Source organism: Enterobacter cloacae complex sp. P47BA (genome assembly GCF_014930485.1).
Taxonomy (GTDB): domain Bacteria; phylum Pseudomonadota; class Gammaproteobacteria; order Enterobacterales; family Enterobacteriaceae; genus Enterobacter; species Enterobacter bugandensis.
In genome coordinates, this window is sequence record NZ_JADBRF010000004.1 from 131,240 (window position 1) to 148,038 (window position 16,799).

At 57.0% G+C, this 16,799-nt stretch carries 16 protein-coding genes and 1 pseudogene; 9 read left to right on the forward strand and 8 right to left on the reverse strand.

The window, feature by feature from the left end; genetic code table 11:
* Positions 1–24: 24 nt before the first annotated feature.
* The 4 genes from IM299_RS06695 to IM299_RS06710 form a co-directional block, all read right to left on the reverse strand.
* Complete coding sequence (locus IM299_RS06695; RefSeq protein WP_041910973.1) at positions 25–765, reverse strand: SDR family oxidoreductase; 741 nt, start codon at positions 763–765, stop codon at positions 25–27.
* Positions 766–1,039: 274 nt separating this feature from the next.
* Entirely contained in the window at positions 1,040–1,687 is a 648-nt protein-coding gene (locus IM299_RS06700; RefSeq protein WP_041910972.1) for an anti-sigma factor domain-containing protein, read from the reverse strand.
* Positions 1,684–2,193, reverse strand: coding sequence for a sigma-70 family RNA polymerase sigma factor (locus tag IM299_RS06705; protein ID WP_193357237.1), 510 nt, complete (start codon positions 2,191–2,193; stop codon positions 1,684–1,686). Before IM299_RS06705 ends, IM299_RS06700 begins: the two co-directional genes overlap by 4 nt.
* A 75-nt stretch (positions 2,194–2,268) precedes the next feature.
* Entirely contained in the window at positions 2,269–2,832 is a 564-nt protein-coding gene (locus IM299_RS06710) for a fasciclin domain-containing protein (protein WP_193357238.1), read from the reverse strand.
* Between the two features lie 196 nt (positions 2,833–3,028).
* On the opposite strand from IM299_RS06710, the gene IM299_RS06715 reads away from it, so the two are divergent.
* The gene (locus IM299_RS06715) at positions 3,029–4,558 is read left to right on the forward strand and encodes a triacylglycerol lipase (protein ID WP_193357208.1); all 1,530 of its coding nucleotides are present in this window, start codon (positions 3,029–3,031) and stop codon (positions 4,556–4,558) included.
* 122 nt (positions 4,559–4,680) lie between these two features.
* Positions 4,681–5,610, forward strand: a pseudogene (locus IM299_RS06720) (T6SS immunity protein Tli4 family protein); the annotation flags it as partial.
* Positions 5,611–5,767: 157 nt separating this feature from the next.
* Here the strand turns inward: IM299_RS06720 and betA are convergent.
* Genes betA through betI form a run of 3 tightly spaced genes read right to left on the reverse strand, consistent with a single transcriptional unit; the run spans position 5,768 to position 9,519 of the window.
* A complete protein-coding gene (gene betA / locus IM299_RS06725; protein ID WP_193357210.1) occupies positions 5,768–7,432 on the reverse strand; it encodes a choline dehydrogenase in 1,665 nt (554 codons plus the stop codon).
* A gap of 13 nt (positions 7,433–7,445) precedes the next feature.
* Positions 7,446–8,918 (reverse strand): betaine-aldehyde dehydrogenase, encoded by a 1,473-nt coding sequence (betB, locus tag IM299_RS06730; protein WP_193357211.1) that lies wholly within the window; start codon positions 8,916–8,918, stop codon positions 7,446–7,448.
* A gap of 13 nt (positions 8,919–8,931) precedes the next feature.
* Positions 8,932–9,519: a transcriptional regulator BetI gene (gene betI, locus IM299_RS06735; RefSeq protein WP_041910966.1), complete on the reverse strand. Its 588-nt coding sequence runs from the start codon at positions 9,517–9,519 to the stop codon at positions 8,932–8,934.
* Positions 9,520–9,647: 128 nt separating this feature from the next.
* Here betI and betT point away from each other — a divergent pair, with 128 nt between their 5' ends.
* The 7 genes from betT (at position 9,648) to IM299_RS06770 (ending at position 16,098) form a co-directional block, all read left to right on the forward strand.
* Positions 9,648–11,681 carry a choline BCCT transporter BetT gene (gene betT, locus IM299_RS06740; protein WP_193357212.1) on the forward strand — a complete coding sequence of 678 codons (2,034 nt, stop codon included), beginning with the start codon at positions 9,648–9,650 and terminating at the stop codon, positions 11,679–11,681.
* A 138-nt stretch (positions 11,682–11,819) separates the two neighbouring features.
* Positions 11,820–12,206, forward strand: a complete 387-nt coding sequence (locus IM299_RS06745) for a type II toxin-antitoxin system RelE/ParE family toxin (RefSeq protein ID WP_041912044.1) — start codon at positions 11,820–11,822, stop codon at positions 12,204–12,206.
* Between the two features lie 2 nt (positions 12,207–12,208).
* Entirely contained in the window at positions 12,209–12,493 is a 285-nt protein-coding gene (gene nadS / locus IM299_RS06750) for a NadS family protein (protein WP_041910964.1), read from the forward strand.
* A gap of 203 nt (positions 12,494–12,696) precedes the next feature.
* The gene (locus tag IM299_RS06755; protein WP_193357213.1) at positions 12,697–13,608 is read left to right on the forward strand and encodes a metal ABC transporter substrate-binding protein; all 912 of its coding nucleotides are present in this window, start codon (positions 12,697–12,699) and stop codon (positions 13,606–13,608) included.
* Between the two features lie 2 nt (positions 13,609–13,610).
* Positions 13,611–14,417 (forward strand): iron/manganese ABC transporter ATP-binding protein SitB, encoded by an 807-nt coding sequence (sitB, locus tag IM299_RS06760; RefSeq protein WP_047362701.1) that lies wholly within the window; start codon positions 13,611–13,613, stop codon positions 14,415–14,417.
* Positions 14,414–15,262 carry an iron/manganese ABC transporter permease subunit SitC gene (sitC, locus tag IM299_RS06765; RefSeq protein WP_041910961.1) on the forward strand — a complete coding sequence of 283 codons (849 nt, stop codon included), beginning with the start codon at positions 14,414–14,416 and terminating at the stop codon, positions 15,260–15,262. The genes sitB and sitC overlap by 4 nt, the downstream gene beginning before the upstream one ends.
* Positions 15,259–16,098 (forward strand): metal ABC transporter permease, encoded by an 840-nt coding sequence (locus tag IM299_RS06770; RefSeq protein ID WP_063438258.1) that lies wholly within the window; start codon positions 15,259–15,261, stop codon positions 16,096–16,098. The genes sitC and IM299_RS06770 overlap by 4 nt, the downstream gene beginning before the upstream one ends.
* On the opposite strand, the gene entD is transcribed toward IM299_RS06770, so the two are convergent.
* Complete coding sequence (entD, locus tag IM299_RS06775) at positions 16,034–16,723, reverse strand: enterobactin synthase subunit EntD (RefSeq protein ID WP_193357214.1); 690 nt, start codon at positions 16,721–16,723, stop codon at positions 16,034–16,036. The two genes, IM299_RS06770 and entD, sit on opposite strands and share 65 nt — an antisense overlap.
* Between the last annotated feature and the right edge of the window lie 76 nt (positions 16,724–16,799).

A 16,799-nucleotide genomic window follows, 5' to 3' on the forward strand; every position in this document is an offset into this window, starting at 1 on the left:
TCATTCAGTATTATTTAACCCAGGCTAAAATTCTTCCTGCGTTGGACGCACAACAATTTCATTAATATCAACGTCGCCAGGCTGTTCAATAGCAAATAAAACCGCGCGGGCAATTGCGTCAGCCGGAATAGCCTGCTTATAAAACTCATGGAGAAATTTTTTGCTCTCTTCGTCAGAGCTACCGAATTGCAGCTCGCTTTCGACGGCACCGGGCGAAATAAGCGTCGTGCGGAGGGTTTTACCCGCCTCCTGACGTAAGCCTTCACTCAGCGCGCGGACGGCGAATTTTGTGGCGCTGTACACCACGCCGCCAGGTGCCAGCACCTTGATGCCCGCGACGGAGGCAACGTTAATAAAATGCCCGCTGCCCTGACGCTGGAACACCGGCCACGCGGCCGCGATGCCGTACAGCACCCCTTTCAGATTGGTGTCAATCATCTTGTCCCATTCGTCGGTTTTCAGCTCGCTCAAGGGAGCGATAGCCATAAAGCCCGCGTTGTTGATTAGCACATCCACGCGCTGGTAGGCGGCAACGGCAGCGTCAATGGCGCGCTGAATCTCTTCCTGACGAGTCACGTCGGCCTTCACGGCTATCGCCTTGCCGCCTTGCTGAATAATCTGATCCACCAGGGCATTAATTCTGTCCAGACGGCGCGCCACCAGCACCAGCGAAAACGCGTTATTCGCTAAATGGAGGGCAATCGCCTGACCAATACCGCTGCTGGCACCGGTGATGACAACCACCTTGTTTGCACTATTATTCATGATCTTATCTCGCTATTGAGTGATGCAAAAAATAAAAGGCAGAGAAGCATTAATGAATAATGACAAATTCATTAATGCGGTTTTTTGATATATTGTGTATCGGAAATAAAATGATGTTCGTTTAAAACTTAATGGAGTACGCAAGAGTCTGTCAATGTCGTTTTCTAATAATTAAATTATTTACAGGCTTAATATTTAATTCTTATAGGTAACCGAGAATAGTATATAAATGAAATGGGGTCACGATAGCGGCCCTGCGAACAGGGCCTGAGAATTACAATTTGCCACTGTAAAGCACCGGGCCTGTGGGGAGTCCAGTGGGCGATCCGCCCTCTGGTTCAAGGCTTATGGCTATCGTGGCGTCAGGAGGGAGCGTTGTGTTCCTGAGGGTGACGCGTGTCGGTATGTCGTTATGCAGCAGCCCCATGGAGACTGGCGCCTGCCCGCCAGGGATCAGCCAAAGCTGGAGGCTGTGTTGCGCCGCGACGGCCGTCGGCCGAAGAGGGGCAATGCTCAGGTGCTGGCGGCTGGCATCCGCGCTGACGACCCATTCCCCGTGCTGTTGGGCATCGTTGAGGACCATCAGCGGAACGAGTTCCGGTGTACGGGTGGCATACCAGGCAACGACCGACAGGGCGGCGAGGGAGGCCGCAACCATCCAGCCGACATAAGGCCGACTTTTGCGTAAAGGCTTTTTGGGCGGCAGGTCGAGGGCGATTCTTTTCCACACCGTCTCGGGTGGAGGGACGGGCACAAGATGACTATCCAGCGTGCTGAACATGTCCTGCCAGTACGCCACGCGGGCGGCCAGAGCCGGTTCACGGAGGACCCTTTTCTGGAACTGAAGCCGTGCTCCTCCCCGCAGCGTGCCGAGGGCATACTCTGCTGCCAGCATGTCGTCGCGTTTTTCTGCGTCATTCATAGCCCCACGCACTCCCGAAGATGATCCATTGCCCGACGTATCCAGCTTTTCACCGAGCCTACAGGCTGCTGGAGCCAGTCGGCAATGTCGCTGTGAGACATTCCCTGATAGTAGGCGAGCGTAATGCTCTGGCGCTGCTCGCTGCTCAAATGTTCGAGACAATGCCTGAGCCGCTCAGCCTGCGCATCGTCGTGCCAGTTATTCTGCTCATCGCTTTCGCTCAGCAGAATATCTTCCGAATACGCCTCTTCACGGGCTGCAGCCCGGGTTTGCCCGCTGCGCAGCCAGTCAATACAGCGGTTGCGAACAATATGCGTAAGCCAGGTCATCGGGGAGCTCAGGGTAGCGTTATAGGTTTCGGCTTTACTCCAGACGGTGACAAAACAGTCGTGAAGGATCTCTTCTGCCCAGGCGCGGTCGCGCAGCATGCGCAGCGCAACGGCAAACAGGTGAGGCGATGTGAGTCGGTAAAGTTGTTCAAATGCGCGGCGATCGCTTGCATTAATTTCAGCTGCTGTTCAGCCAGCGCGTTATCCATGTTTTTTCCGGAAGGCAACGTCACACTTCCGAAGTATAGACAACTACTTAGGCATCAGGACGGTATCAATCACATCGATCACGCCATTTTTCTGATGAACGTCATAGGTGCTGATGTTCGCCACGTTACCTTTACCGTCCTTAAGCTGAATATTGTGCGGGCCGTTACTCATGATCCACAGCGGTTGACCGTTAACGGTCTTCAGCTCCGCGTGACCGCCGCCCTGTTTAATTTTCTGCTCCAGCGCTTTCATATCGTAATTACCGGCGACCACGTGATAGGTCAGAATGCTGGTGAGCGTGGCTTTGTTTTCGGGTTTGACCAGGTTCTCGACCGTGCCGGCAGGCAATTTCGCAAACGCCGCATTGGTCGTCGCAAACACGGTGAATGGCCCTTTGCTCTGTAGCGTATCCACCAGTCCAGCCGCTTTGACGGCGGCCACCAGCGTGGTGTGATCTTTCGAGTTTATGGCGTTTTCAACAATATTTTTGCTCGGGAACATTTCCGTTCCGCCCACCATCACGGAGCCTGACGTCATGGCGGCTGATGCGCCTGCACAGAAGAGTAAAGCGCTGGTTACGAATGCAACACGGGTTAGCTTTTTCATCATCTTTCCTCGGATTGGTGAGCAAAGGGGTTGCTCGCAGACTCATATACGAGGGCTGATGAAAACTGGATGCAGGAGGATGAAAATATTTTTGGAAGGGGGCAAAGTGAATTTGAAAGTTGATTTTGGTTAAGTTCTGTTCGCGGGTTTTATGCGCTAATGCCCTTCTGGATCTCCAATATCAGGAACTTAACTCATGGATGACTCTGAAAATCGTGCTTATCATCGGCCCATCTGGGACGACAATGGACGGTTTTATTATGAATTGATCTCCCAGCCAAAAGAAAATAATTACGTGGCGGTTTGCCTTATGCCGCCGCATAAAATCATTCCGGTCATTTTTATTCCAGGAGTGATGGGGTCAAATTTAAAAAATAAAGACAACAAAGTCTGGCAGTTCAGCGTCGAATCGCTTAAAAAATGGCCGTTAGCAGGCCCGGAGAAAAGAAAACAGCTTCTGGACCCAAAAACCACATCCGTTGATGACAGCGGGAATATCTTCAATGAGGGGGCAGATGGCAAAAAATTCCCGTCCCGCCGTGCACGGGGGTGGGGAAGTGCGTTTTATATGAGCTACGGCGAGGCGCTTGACCGGTTGCAGTATCTACTCAGTGACGACGATATCCTGTTAGATAATTATTTCCGTGAAGCGCAATTACAAACGGCGCGGCAGCGTTTTACCGGTGTAAGGATCGGTGACGAACCTGCAGAGCAAGTACTGACGGAAGAAGAAACTGCGCACTGCCACCACTTTTTATACCCGCTTCACGTTTTTGGCTATAACTGGCTACAGTCGAATGCTGATTCGGCGGCGTTGCTTGGCCAATATATCAGCAAGGTTCTGGGGTTATATCACGGTCGTCTCGCGGTGGATAAAGTCATTCTGGTTACCCATTCGATGGGAGGCCTGGTTGCCCGGCATTATTCAGAAAACATGAACGGTCAGGGCAATATTCTGGGGATTGTCCACGGGGTGATGCCGGACCTTGGCTCGCCAGCGGCTTATCGACGTATGAAAACCGGCGAACGGGGAATTACCGGGATAATTATCGGGGACAGTGCCGAGAAACTGGTGCCTGTCCTGGCCCAGTCTCCCGGTCCGTTACAGTTGCTGCCGGGCAAGGCTTACGGTCCTGGCTGGCTGAAAATCGAGAGCGGTGGTACGCAACAATCTCTGCCAAAAAGCGATCCATACACGGAAATATACCTGAACAAAACTGACTGGTGGCGGCTGTGTGAGAAGGATTTGCTGCTGGGGGATACGAATAGTGAGTGGCAAGATTTTGTTTACCGGATAAAGAATCCAGTTAAAGAATTCATTGAAAAACTGAATGGAAAATACCACCCGCAGACCTGGCTGTTTTATGGCGCGAGTGCAGACAATAAGTCTGATGCTTTTCTGACGTGGAAAGAACGGCCTGTTCTGCGGCCTGTACCGGTGATGGGCTATCCAGAGCCATCGTCACCGACATATCGGTATGATGCAGGAACAACCTTTGAGTTGATTTCCGCAGGAACGCCCGGCGATGGCACGGTGCCAGTAAAGGCGATCCGGACCAGGTCCCCCAGAATTCTTGGGGTGCTGGCGACCAATGTTGACCATGAAGGGGCCTATGCCGTTGATCCTGTAGATCGCTCCCGTTCAGTTTACAGCGATCTGTCCGACGCCCTGATGTTCACAGTCCGCTCGGTGGTAAAAATCGTGCAGCAGGTGCCGGCACCATGAAAAAATTCCCGTTTCCCCTGCTTATTCCGCTGGCGATGCTGTTGCTGGCGGCAGGATTCTATATTCACAACTTTGTGACGTTTGTTCATACGCCACCAGAATTGACTGCTAAGGAAAAACGTATGGTTGATACCCTGTTTGCCTCCACAAAAGCCCAGTGCGTGGGGCGCTATGTGTTTGAGGTTCCGACCTCTTTTGAAAACACCCGGACCGAAGATGCCAAAATCAATGAGATCAGCATCAGCAGCAAGCGACTTTATCGCCCGGCATTTGAACAACGTATCCGGCTACGAGAGCAGGAGTTGCTGAACGGGCATACAGTGAGGACAGTGGATCAGCCTTTCTTAAAGCAGGTGTACCGGATCAATGAGAATGCGGTGATATTTGACCGGAATAGAAATGGGAGTGAAGGAGGATATGGCCGCACTCTGGAAGGGCACCTGTATATAGATGGGGTAGCGTTTATCCTCAGTCAGGATATTATCGATTTATCAGATCCTAAATATCAACAAGATAAGGAGGATTTTATCAATGCTGGTGTTAGTCCTGGCCATATTAATAACAAACCTCAGAAACTAGCAGAGCTACAGGACTTAATGTCCCGTCTGAGCGGGCGAAAAGATGATGAAATCCCGACACACCCGGGCACCTGTATTTCAGAAGGGTTTATCCGTGACGGGAACGGAAAACCAAAGGAAGACATCACCTTTATTTATCCGCACAGTTCGGCATTTTCTTTTATCGTCTGGAGCAATAATGCTCTGAAAGAAAGCACAACCATGCTGGAGCGAACCGGGGAAATTCAGTCTTATATCAACAGCATTAATGGACGCACGCTGCGTAAGGGGGAAACGCAGATTGCCGATTTCACGGCCAGTGAATGGCTGATTACGGCCCCGCCGACAAGCTTATCCGATAATCCCTCAGCACAACTCATGTTTACCGCCGTAGCGAATGAGACAAATGCAGACTTCATGCATCCCAGTCTTGATCTGACGTTAAGCAACGAAATCCCACCCGAAGGCAGCGACACTGCTCCCCCATCAGCCTATAGCGACGCTGAGCTTGTGGCGATTTGGGATCGCATTACCCGTTCTTTTCATCTCAGGGACAATGCGTTCTGATTGGTACAAATCCCCGGTGGCGACGTCCGGGGAATTTAATCTATGAAACTGAGTTCCTAACCATTGTTGAAAGTAGTCAGGCAACTCAGCGCCTGACCGGTGCCCCGTTCGCCACATAATACGCCGCCGTGCTCTTCGCCAGCGGCTCGCGCCCGCGAATGGCGTCGGCAATCTTTTCGCCGATCATGATGGTGGTGGCGTTGAGGTTGCCGGTAATAATCTGCGGCATGATCGACGCATCCACCACGCGTAATCCTTCCAGCCCGTGAACGCGGCCTTCACCGTCAACCACCGCCATCTCGTCATAGCCCATTTTGCAGGTGCCGCACGGATGGAACGCGGTTTCGGCGTGGTTGCGCACGAACTCGTCCAGCTGCTCGTCGGTCTGGCACTCGACGCCGGGGCTGATTTCACGGCCGCGGTACTTGTCCAGCGCGGGCTGGTGCATGATCTCGCGGGTGATGCGGATCGCGTCGCGGAACTCCTGCCAGTCCTGCTCGTGGGACATATAGTTGAACAGGATCGCCGGGTGCTGGTGCGGATCGCGCGACTTGATGCGCACGTGGCCGCGGCTCGGCGAGCGCATGGAGCCGACGTGGCACTGGAAGCCGTGCTCTTTCACCGCGTTCGAGCCGTTGTAGTTAATCGCCACCGGCAGGAAGTGGTACTGAATGTTTGGCCACTCAAACTCCTCGCGGCTGCGGATAAACCCGCCCGCTTCGAAGTGGTTGCTCGCGCCCACGCCCGTGCCGCCAAACAGCCACTCCGCGCCAATCTTCGGCTGGTTCCACCACTGCAGGGCAGGGTAGAGGGAGACCGGCTCCTTACATTCATACTGAAGGTACATCTCCAGGTGATCCTGCAAGTTTTCCCCCACGCCGGGTAAATCATGTACCAGCGGGATATCAAATTGCTTCAGCAGTTCAGCGTTGCCCACGCCGGAGCGCTGGAGGATCTGCGGAGATGCGATGGCGCCCGCGCACAGCAGCACCTCTTTGTTCGCCGTCGCTTTGGACGGAATGGTGCTTTCGCCCTCCAGCCACTCGACGCCCACCGCGCGCTTGCCGTCAAAAATAATGCGATCGGTCATGGCGTGGGTGCGGATGGTCAGGTTCGGACGCGGTTTGGCCTGGTCCAGATAGCCGCGCGCGGTGCTGGCGCGTCGGCCCTGCGGCGTGACCGTGCGGTCCATCGGGCCGAAGCCTTCCTGCTGATAGCCGTTGAGATCGTCGGTGCGCGGATAGCCCGCCTGCACGCCCGCCTCCACCATTGCTTCAAACAGCGGGTTTACGCCCGGCTTAGAGGTGGTGACGCTCACCGGACCGTCGCCGCCGTGGTAGTCGTTCGGCCCCACGTCGCGGGTCTCTGCCTTGCGGTAGTAGGGCAGGCAGTTGAGGTAGCTCCAGTGCTCCAGGCCAGGCTCTTTCGCCCAGTGGTCGAGGTCCATCGCGTTACCGCGGATGTAGCACATGCCGTTGATCAATGACGAGCCGCCCAGCCCTTTGCCGCGTCCGCACTCCATGCGGCGGTTGTTCATGAAGGGTTCTGGCTCGGTTTCGTACGCCCAGTTGTAGCGCTTGCCCTGCAGCGGGAAGGCCAGCGCGGCAGGCATCTGGGTGCGGAAATCAAAACGGTAGTCCGGCCCGCCCGCCTCAAGCAGCAGGACGGTGGTGTTCGGATCTTCAGTCAGTCGTGTAGCCAGTACGTTGCCGGCAGAGCCGGCCCCGATAATGATGTAGTCAAATTGCAAATAAACCTCCCGGTTAAAATATGGACTGGAATTTACCCATCTCAACCTGGATGGACTTCACCTGGGTGTAGCTCTGCAGCGTCATCACGCCGTTCTCGCGGCCAATGCCGGAGTGCTTGTAGCCGCCAACCGGCATCTCCGCAGCGGATTCACCCCAGGTGTTGATCCAGCAGATGCCCGCTTCAAGCTGATGAATGGCGCCGTGGGCGCGGTTCAGATCGGCGGTGACGATGCCCGCCGCCAGACCGTAGTCGGTGTCGTTGGCGCGGCGAATGGCTTCTTCATCGCTTTCATAGGTGAGGATGGACATCACCGGGCCGAAGATCTCTTCGCGCACGATGGTCATCTCGTCGGTGCAGTCGGTGAACACGGTCGGGGCCACCCACGCGCCGTTATCAAACCCGTCGCCCTTCAGCACGTCGCCGCCGCACAGCACCCGCGCGCCTTCTTCTTTGCCTTTGGCGATGTAGCGCATCACGCTGTCGCGGTGCGGGAAGCTGACCATCGGGCCAAAGTTGGTGCGTTCATCGAACAGATCGCCCGCGCGGATGCGGCCCACGCGCTCGACGATTTTCTGCTCAAACGCGGTTTTAAATTTCGCGGGTACGAACACGCGGGTGCCGTTGGTGCACACCTGGCCGGAGCTGAAGAAGTTGGCCATCATGGCGATGTCTGCGGCGAGATCCAGATCCGCATCGTCAAACACAATCAGCGGGGATTTGCCGCCCAGCTCCATCGTCACCTCCTTCAGGGAGGAGGCCGCGGAGTTAGCCATCACCTTTTTGCCGCTGGCGACGCCGCCGGTGAAGGAGACTTTGGCAATGCCCGGGTGCTCGGTCAGGTACTGGCCGGTCTCCGCGCCTACGCCCGGCAGGACGTTAAACACGCCGTCCGGAACGCCCGCTTCGGTGTAGATCTCCGCAAGCTTCAGGGCGGTAAGCGGCGTGACTTCGCTCGGCTTGAAGATCATCGCGTTGCCCGCCGCCAGCGCCGGGGCCGATTTCCACAGGGCGATCTGGATCGGGTAGTTCCACGCGCCGATACCCGCCACAACCCCCAGCGGCTCGCGGCGGGTGTAGACGAACGAGGTATCGCGCAGCGGGATCTGGCTGCCTTCCAGCGCCGGGATCAGCCCCGCGTAGTACTCCAGCACGTCCGCGCCGGTGACGATGTCGACGGTCGAGGTTTCAGAAAACGCCTTACCGGTGTCGAGGGTTTCCAGCTTTGCCAGCTCGTCGTTGCGCTCGCGCAGGATGTCGACGGCGCGACGCAGGATGCGCGAGCGCTCCATGGCGGTCATCGCCGCCCAGATTTTTTGCCCGCGCTTTGCGCTCTCTACGGCGCGATTGACGTCTTCGCGCCCGGCGGCCTGCACGCTCGCCAGAACTTCACCGTTGGCCGGGTTGATGGTCTCGAAGGTGCGACCGCTGGTGGCCGATGTATAACCACCATTGATATAAAGCTGCTGTTCTGCCATTCGGGACATAAATTCTCCTCGGTTAGTCGGTCGGTAAATGCTGGCTGATAAAGTGGCTGGTGAGCGACTGGGCCAGGGTTTTATCCAGCGGTTTGCCGCTCAGCGCAGCGCGTAGCCACAGCCCGTCAATCAGCGCGGCGAGCCCGTAGCCCGCCTCCTGAGCCTGTTCGCGCGGCAACACACGGCGGAACTCGTACACCAGGTTCGACAGCAGGCGGCGGCTGCTCACCTGCTGTAAACGGTAGAGCATCGGCTGGTGCATGCTGCTCGCCCAGAAGGCCAGCCAGGCCTTCATCGCCGCGCTGCTGATTTGCGTTTCATCAAAGTTGCCGCCGACAATCGCCTGCAAACGCTGCTCCGCGCTGCCGTCCGGCAGGGCGTGCAGGCGGCTTAATACCGCATCGCGCAGCTGGCCGGTGATGTCGCGCATGGTCGCTTCCAGCAGACCGTTTTTGTCTTTGAAATAGTGGCTGATGATCCCCGTGGACACACCCGCCCGACGGGCGATCTGCGCGATGGTCGCGTCATGCATTCCCACTTCATTTATTGCTTCCAGCGTGGCGTCGATTAGCTGCCTGCGCCGGATCGGCTGCATCCCCACTTTGGGCATTGTTGCCACTCCATTCATCAGCGTTGGTTATACATTAAAGCGGTTTTTGATTGGACGTTCAATATAAAATGTGTCTTAATTGTTGCGGATTTGGATTTTAATAGTTACAAAAACAGTGGGGATACTGGATGACAGACCTTTCACAGGACAGAGAAAAAGACAAAATCAACCCGGTCGTTTTTTATACGTCCGCCGGGCTGATTTTGTTGTTTTCCCTGACGACCATCTTCTTTCGTGATTTTTCTGCCGAGTGGATTGGCCGCACCCTGAACTGGGTATCGAAGACCTTCGGCTGGTACTACCTGCTGGCGGCGACGCTCTATATCGTCTTCGTCGTCTGCATTGCCTGCTCGCGCTTCGGCTCCGTGAAGCTCGGGCCCGAGCAGTCGAAGCCCGAGTTCAGCCTGCTGAGCTGGGCCGCGATGTTGTTTGCCGCGGGCATCGGCATCGACCTGATGTTCTTCTCCGTGGCGGAACCGGTCACGCAGTATATGCAGCCGCCGGAAGGGACAGGGCAGACGATGGAGGCCGCGCGCCAGGCGATGGTCTGGACGCTGTTCCACTACGGGCTGACGGGCTGGTCAATGTACGCCCTGATGGGCATGGCGCTCGGATACTTTAGCTATCGTTATAATTTGCCCCTCACCATTCGCTCCGCGCTGTATCCGATTTTCGGTAAAAAAATTAACGGACCGATTGGCCACAGCGTCGACATTGCGGCGGTAATCGGCACCATCTTTGGTATCGCGACAACGCTCGGGATTGGCGTGGTGCAGCTCAACTACGGGCTGAGCGTGCTGTTTGATATTCCGGATTCGATGGCGGCGAAAGCGGCGCTGATTGCGCTCTCGGTGATTATCGCCACCATTTCGGTGACCTCCGGCGTGGATAAGGGCATCCGCGTGCTCTCTGAACTGAACGTGGCGCTGGCGCTGGGCCTGATCCTGTTCGTGCTGTTTATGGGCGACACGTCGTTCCTGCTCAACGCCCTGGTGCTGAACGTGGGTGACTACGTGAACCGCTTCATGGGCATGACGCTGAACAGCTTCGCCTTTGACCGCCCTGTGGAGTGGATGAACAACTGGACCCTGTTCTTCTGGGCGTGGTGGGTCGCATGGTCGCCGTTTGTTGGCCTGTTCCTGGCGCGTATTTCGCGCGGGCGCACCATTCGTCAGTTTGTGATGGGCACCCTGATCATCCCGTTCACTTTTACCCTGCTGTGGCTGTCGATTTTCGGCAACAGCGCGCTGCATGAGATCATCCACGGCAATGCGACCTTCGCGCAGGAAGCGATGGCGCATCCGGAGCGCGGCTTCTACAGCCTGCTGGCGCAGTACCCTGCGTTTACCTTTAGCGCCTCGGTAGCGACCATTACCGGCCTGCTGTTCTACGTCACCTCGGCGGATTCCGGCGCGCTGGTGCTGGGGAACTTCACCTCGAAGCTGAAAGACATCAACAGCGACGCGCCGAACTGGCTGCGCATCTTCTGGTCCGTCGCCATCGGCCTGCTGACGCTCGGCATGCTGATGACCAACGGCATTTCGGCGCTGCAGAACACCACGGTGATCATGGGCCTGCCGTTCAGCTTTGTGATCTTCTTCGTGATGGCCGGGCTGTATAAATCGCTCAAAGTGGAAGACTACCGCCGCGTCAGCGCCAGCCGCGACACCGCGCCGCGGCCAATGGGCGCTCAGGACAGGCTGAGCTGGAAGAAACGCCTGTCGCGCCTGATGAACTACCCGGGCACGCGCTACACTAAACAGATGATGGAGACGATCTGCTACCCGGCGATGGAAGAGGTGGCGCAGGAGCTGAGGCTGCGCGGCGCCTACGTGGAGCTGAAAAACCTGCCGCCGGAAGAGGGCGAAAATCTGGGACATCTGGATCTGCTGGTGCACATGGGCGACGAGCAGAACTTTGTCTACCAGATCTGGCCGCAGCAGTATTCGGTACCTGGCTTTACCTACCGGGCGCGCAGCGGGAAATCAACCTACTACCGGCTGGAGACGTTCCTGCTGGAAGGTAGCCAGGGGAATGACCTGATGGATTACAGCAAGGAGCAGGTGATTACGGATATTCTGGACCAGTATGAACGGCACCTGAACTTTATCCATCTGCACAGGGAAGCGCCGGGGAATAGCGTGATGTTCCCGGATGTCTAAACGGATTCTTAAAATACCTTTAAGCTGTATATAAATACAGTTATTTGGCGCAGCATTACTCAAGGAAGAGTAACCATGCAGAATGAGCCTGGTGTTGAAGCATTCGGGCTTTTGCTGCGTTTAGGGAAGGAACTATGGATGAGTCATGCGATAGAGTTTATCGAAACATCACTCTTTACCCGACAGATTAAAAGCATTGCTACGGATGATGAATTAAAGGATCTGCAAAAGGAACTTATTGCGTGGCCTGATAAAGGTGACCTGATCCAGCAGACGGGTGGTTTACGTAAAATAAGGATGGCGGCAGCCTCAAAGGGAAAGAGAGGGGGTATCAGAGTGATTTACTTTCTGGCCACGGAGGAGGTGATCTATTTCATTATGGCCTATCCAAAATGCATAAAGGACAGCCTGACAGAGGCAGAGAAAGCAGAACTTAAAAAGCTGACTTCCATTCTGAAAAATACTGCTTCCAGTGCCGTAAATGAGAGGTGTACTATGTACCCTAATCAGGCAGGTGGAGGCTAATAATGAGTATTTTTAATGAATTAAAATCTTCGCTTGAAGAGGCCGTTGAGATCCATAACGGAAGAAAAGCCGCTTCCCGAGTAACCCGCTATGAAGTTGCTGATGTGCGTGCCATCAGAGAGCAGCTCAATATCACGCAAAGCGAAATGGCGAAGGCGCTTGGCACGAGCGTCGATACGATAAAGAGCTGGGAGTCCAAACGCCGCAATCCAACCGGGCTGGCGGCGAAGGTACTTAATGTGATTCGGGAGAATCCTGCATTTTACAAGGCACTTGCCGGGCTGTGAGTCGCCCTTATGCCGGGTGGCGCTGCGCTTACCCGGCCTTCAAAACTGCTTTTCCGTAGGCCTGATAAGCGAAGCGCCGTCAGGCCCACCCTTCATTGACATAACTTTAATGATAACCATTTTCATTTAAATATAGCCTGTGCTATACCTTATAGCACGGGCTAATTTTGCTTTGAATTTCACCACCTCAGGAGACTTCTGCGATGCACCCACTGCAAGGATTAAAGCGTCTGTTGCTCGGCGCGCTGCTCACGGCTACGACCAGCACGGGCGCGCTGGCGGCTGAAAAGTTCCAGGTCATCACCACCTTTACCGTCATCGCGGATATGGCGAAAAACGTGGCGGGGGATGCCGCAGAAGTCACCTCCATCACCAAACCGGGCGCTGAAATCCACGAGTACCAGCCAACGCCGGGGGATATCAAGCGCGCGCAAAAGGCGCAGCTGATCCTTGCGAACGGCATGAACCTGGAGCTGTGGTTCCTGCGTTTTTATCAGCACCTGAACGGCGTGCCGGAGGTGATTGTCACCCAGGGCATCACCCCGATGGGCATCAGCGAGGGGCCGTACGACGGCAAGCCTAACCCGCACGCGTGGATGTCGCCGGACAACGCGCTGATTTACGTTGATAACATCCGCGACGCGCTGGTGAAGTACGACCCGGCCAACGCGCAGGTCTACCAACGTAACGCTGAAGCCTACAAGCAGAAGATCGTCGCGACCCTCGAACCGCTGCGCAAGCAGGTGGCGGAGATCCCGGAAGACAAACGCTGGATGGTGACCAGCGAGGGCGCCTTCTCCTATCTTGCGCGGGATCTGGGCATGAAGGAACTTTACCTGTGGCCGATCAACGCCGATCGGCAGGGGACGCCGCAGCAGGTGCGCAAGGTGATCGATCTGGTGAAGAAACATCGCATCCCGGCGGTATTCAGCGAAAGCACGGTCTCCGATAAGCCGGCGCGTCAGGTGGCGCGGGAAACCGGCGCCCACTACGGCGGCGTGCTGTACGTTGACTCCCTGAGTGCGGAAAACGGCCCGGTGCCGACCTATATCGATCTGCTGAACGTGACCACCCGCACGCTGGTGCAGGGCATTCGCGACGGCATGAAGGAGTGACCATGCAGAAGGGGATTGTCGTCACGGACGTAACCGTGACCTACCGCAACGGCCACACGGCGCTGCGCAATGCGTCGTTCAGCGTGCCCGGCGGATCGATTGCCGCGCTGGTGGGGGTGAATGGCTCCGGCAAGTCCACGCTGTTTAAGGCGGTGATGGGCTTTGTGCGGGCGGCGAGCGGCACTATCACCCTCCATGGGCTGCCGCCTCACCGGGCGCTGCGCCAGAACCTGGTCGCCTACGTGCCGCAGTCGGAAGAGGTCGACTGGTCGTTTCCGGTGCTGGTCGAGGACGTGGTGATGATGGGCCGCTACGGGCATATGGGATTTCTGCGGCGGCCTAAAGCGCAGGATCGGCAGATCGTGACCGACGCCCTGAAGCGCGTGGATATGCTCGAGCTGCGCCATCGGCAGATTGGCGAGCTGTCCGGCGGGCAAAAGAAGCGCGTCTTCCTGGCGCGGGCGATTGCCCAGCAGGGCGAGGTGATCCTGCTCGACGAGCCGTTTACCGGCGTGGACGTTAAAACCGAAGCCAGAATCATCAGCCTGCTGCGCGAGTTGCGCGACGAGGGCAAAACCATGCTGGTCTCGACCCACAATTTGGGCTCGGTCACGGAGTTTTGCGATTACACGGTGATGGTCAAAGGCACCGTGCTGGCGAGCGGTCCGACGGAAACCACCTTCACCGCCGAAAACCTTGAGCGCGCCTTCAGCGGCGTGCTGCGCCACGTGGTGCTCAGCGGTTCTGAAGAGCGCATTATCACCGACGACGAGCGGCCATTCGTGACGCACCGGCAGGAGGCCAAATGAACGCGCTTCTCGAACCCTTCAGCTATGAGTACATGCTTAACGCGATGTGGGTCTCGGCGATGGTGGGTGGGCTCTGCGCGTTTCTCTCCTGCTACCTGATGCTCAAAGGCTGGTCGCTGATCGGCGATGCGCTCTCGCACTCCATCGTGCCGGGCGTGGCGGGGGCTTACATGCTCGGGCTGCCGTTCTCGCTGGGGGCGTTTTTATCGGGCGGGCTGGCGGCGGGTAGTATGCTGTTTCTCAACCAGCGCAGCCGCCTGAAGGAGGACGCCATCATCGGGCTGATCTTCTCCTCCTTTTTCGGGATGGGGCTGTTTATGGTCTCGCTTAACCCGACCTCGGTGAATATTCAGACCATCGTGCTCGGCAATATTCTGGCTATCGCCCCGGAGGATATCGTCCAACTGGCGATTATCGGCGTGGTGTCGATGGTTATCCTGCTGTTCAAATGGAAAGATCTGATGGTGACCTTTTTTGATGAGAACCACGCCCGCGCCATCGGCCTGCGCCCGGAGCGCCTGAAGGTACTGTTCTTCACGCTGCTGGCGGTCTCCACCGTGGCGGCGCTGCAAACCGTCGGCGCGTTTCTGGTGATTTGCCTGGTGGTTACGCCCGGCGCAACCGCGTGGCTACTCACCGACCGCTTCCCGCGTCTGCTGATGATTGCCGTCGCCATTGGCAGCCTCACCAGCTTCCTCGGCGCGTGGGCTAGCTATTACCTGGACGGCGCCACCGGCGGCATTATTGTGGTCGCCCAGACGCTGCTGTTCCTGCTGGCGTTCGTTTTTGCGCCGAAGCACGGGCTGCTCGCCAGCCGTCGTCGCGCGAAGGAGGCACACCCATGATGGCGCTGCTCCTTGAACCCTTCCAGTTTGCGTTCATGAACAACGCGCTGCTGATTTCACTTCTGGTAGCCGTGCCCTGCGCGCTGCTGTCGGTTTTTCTGGTGCTCAAAGGCTGGGCACTGATGGGCGACGCCATGAGCCACGCGGTGTTTCCCGGCGTGGTGCTGGCGTGGGTGATGGGCCTGCCGCTGGCGCTGGGCGCGTTCGTTGCCGGTCTGTTTTGCGCGGTCGCCACCGGCTACCTCAAGGACAATAGCCGGATCAAGCAGGATACGGTGATGGGGATTGTCTTTTCCGGGATGTTCGGCGCGGGGCTGATCCTCTATATCGCCGTCAAACCTGAGGTGCATCTCGACCACATTCTGTTCGGCGATATGCTGGGCATTAACGGGATGGACATTCTGCAAAGCGGTCTCGTCGCGGGGCTGATTGCGCTGGTGATTGGCCTGAAATGGCGCGATTTCCTGCTGTTCTGCTTTGACTATCAGCAGGCGCAGGCGAGCGGCCTGCGCGCCCGCTGGCTGCACTATGGCTTACTGTGCATGGTTTCGCTGACCATCGTGGCGACGCTGAAGGCGGTGGGGATTATTCTGTCGATTTCGCTGCTGATTGCCCCCGGCGCGGTGGCGGTGCTGATCGCCCGACGCTTTCACATGGCGCTGCTGGTGGCAGTGGCGGTATCAGTACTGGTGTCGGTCAGCGGCGTGTATGCCTCGTTTTATCTCGACAGCGCGCCCGCGCCGACCATAGTGGTCCTGTTCGCGGTGGTGTTTATCGTGACGTTTGTGGTGACCAGCGTGAAGGCGCGTCGGCAGGAACGTGTGACAGCAGGGTGATCGCCTGCTCGCCGCGCAGTTGCCAGTGCAGGGGGAAGGGGGTGCCTTCGTTAAAGCCTGACAGTTGACGGGTCAATGCCAGCGTGAGCGTGTTATCGTCGAGCAGGGTGACGCGCGCGCTGTCAAACCCGATGTAAGCCTGCACCTGCGGAAAGAGGGCCTTAAACAGGCTCTCTTTGGCGCTGAAAACCAGCGTCAGGGCGAGGGCGAACGGGTAACCGGAACGGGAAATCACACGCTCTTCATGGGCATCTATAATGCCATCTTTGATTTCCCTTGCTTCATTTTCGGCGAGGATCGCTTCACTATCGATACCGATAAGCGCAGGGTATGGCGCGACGACAGCCATCGCCTCCGTGCCGCTGTGGGTGATGCTGCCGGAAATTCCGTCCGGCCAGAGCGGTTCCCCGCTGGGGCCGATGGCGGGAACGGTGTGGTCAGGTAAGGCGTGCGCGGCGGCGATGCGTCCTGCCAGATGGTCAGCCTTGCGTTTACGTCCGGCGTCAGCGAGCTGGGCGTGATGCGGGAGCCAGAGGAGATCGGCGTCGGTGAAGGTGGCGGGGGCGAAGGTGATGCGGTGGAGGGTGAGGCCGGCGAGAGAAAATGTGCTGTGGGTGGTGTGCATGGTTTTTCCCTCTGAATTGTGCGGACTGATGCCCTCACCCCAACCCTCTCCCACAGGGAGAGGGGGAAGTCACTGT

Coding starts and splice junctions, on each gene's coding strand:
- IM299_RS06695 (WP_041910973.1), bottom strand. CDS start 765: ATGAATAATAGTGCAAACAAGGTGGTTGTCATCACCGGTGCCAGCAGC.
- IM299_RS06700 (WP_041910972.1), bottom strand. CDS start 1,687: ATGAATGACGCAGAAAAACGCGACGACATGCTGGCAGCAGAGTATGCC.
- IM299_RS06710 (WP_193357238.1), bottom strand. CDS start 2,832: ATGAAAAAGCTAACCCGTGTTGCATTCGTAACCAGCGCTTTACTCTTC.
- IM299_RS06715 (WP_193357208.1), top strand. CDS start 3,029: ATGGATGACTCTGAAAATCGTGCTTATCATCGGCCCATCTGGGACGAC.
- betB (WP_193357211.1), bottom strand. CDS start 8,918: ATGTCCCGAATGGCAGAACAGCAGCTTTATATCAATGGTGGTTATACA.
- betI (WP_041910966.1), bottom strand. CDS start 9,519: ATGCCCAAAGTGGGGATGCAGCCGATCCGGCGCAGGCAGCTAATCGAC.
- betT (WP_193357212.1), top strand. CDS start 9,648: ATGACAGACCTTTCACAGGACAGAGAAAAAGACAAAATCAACCCGGTC.
- IM299_RS06745 (WP_041912044.1), top strand. CDS start 11,820: ATGAGTCATGCGATAGAGTTTATCGAAACATCACTCTTTACCCGACAG.
- nadS (WP_041910964.1), top strand. CDS start 12,209: ATGAGTATTTTTAATGAATTAAAATCTTCGCTTGAAGAGGCCGTTGAG.
- IM299_RS06755 (WP_193357213.1), top strand. CDS start 12,697: ATGCACCCACTGCAAGGATTAAAGCGTCTGTTGCTCGGCGCGCTGCTC.
- sitB (WP_047362701.1), top strand. CDS start 13,611: ATGCAGAAGGGGATTGTCGTCACGGACGTAACCGTGACCTACCGCAAC.
- sitC (WP_041910961.1), top strand. CDS start 14,414: ATGAACGCGCTTCTCGAACCCTTCAGCTATGAGTACATGCTTAACGCG.
- IM299_RS06770 (WP_063438258.1), top strand. CDS start 15,259: ATGATGGCGCTGCTCCTTGAACCCTTCCAGTTTGCGTTCATGAACAAC.
- entD (WP_193357214.1), bottom strand. CDS start 16,723: ATGCACACCACCCACAGCACATTTTCTCTCGCCGGCCTCACCCTCCAC.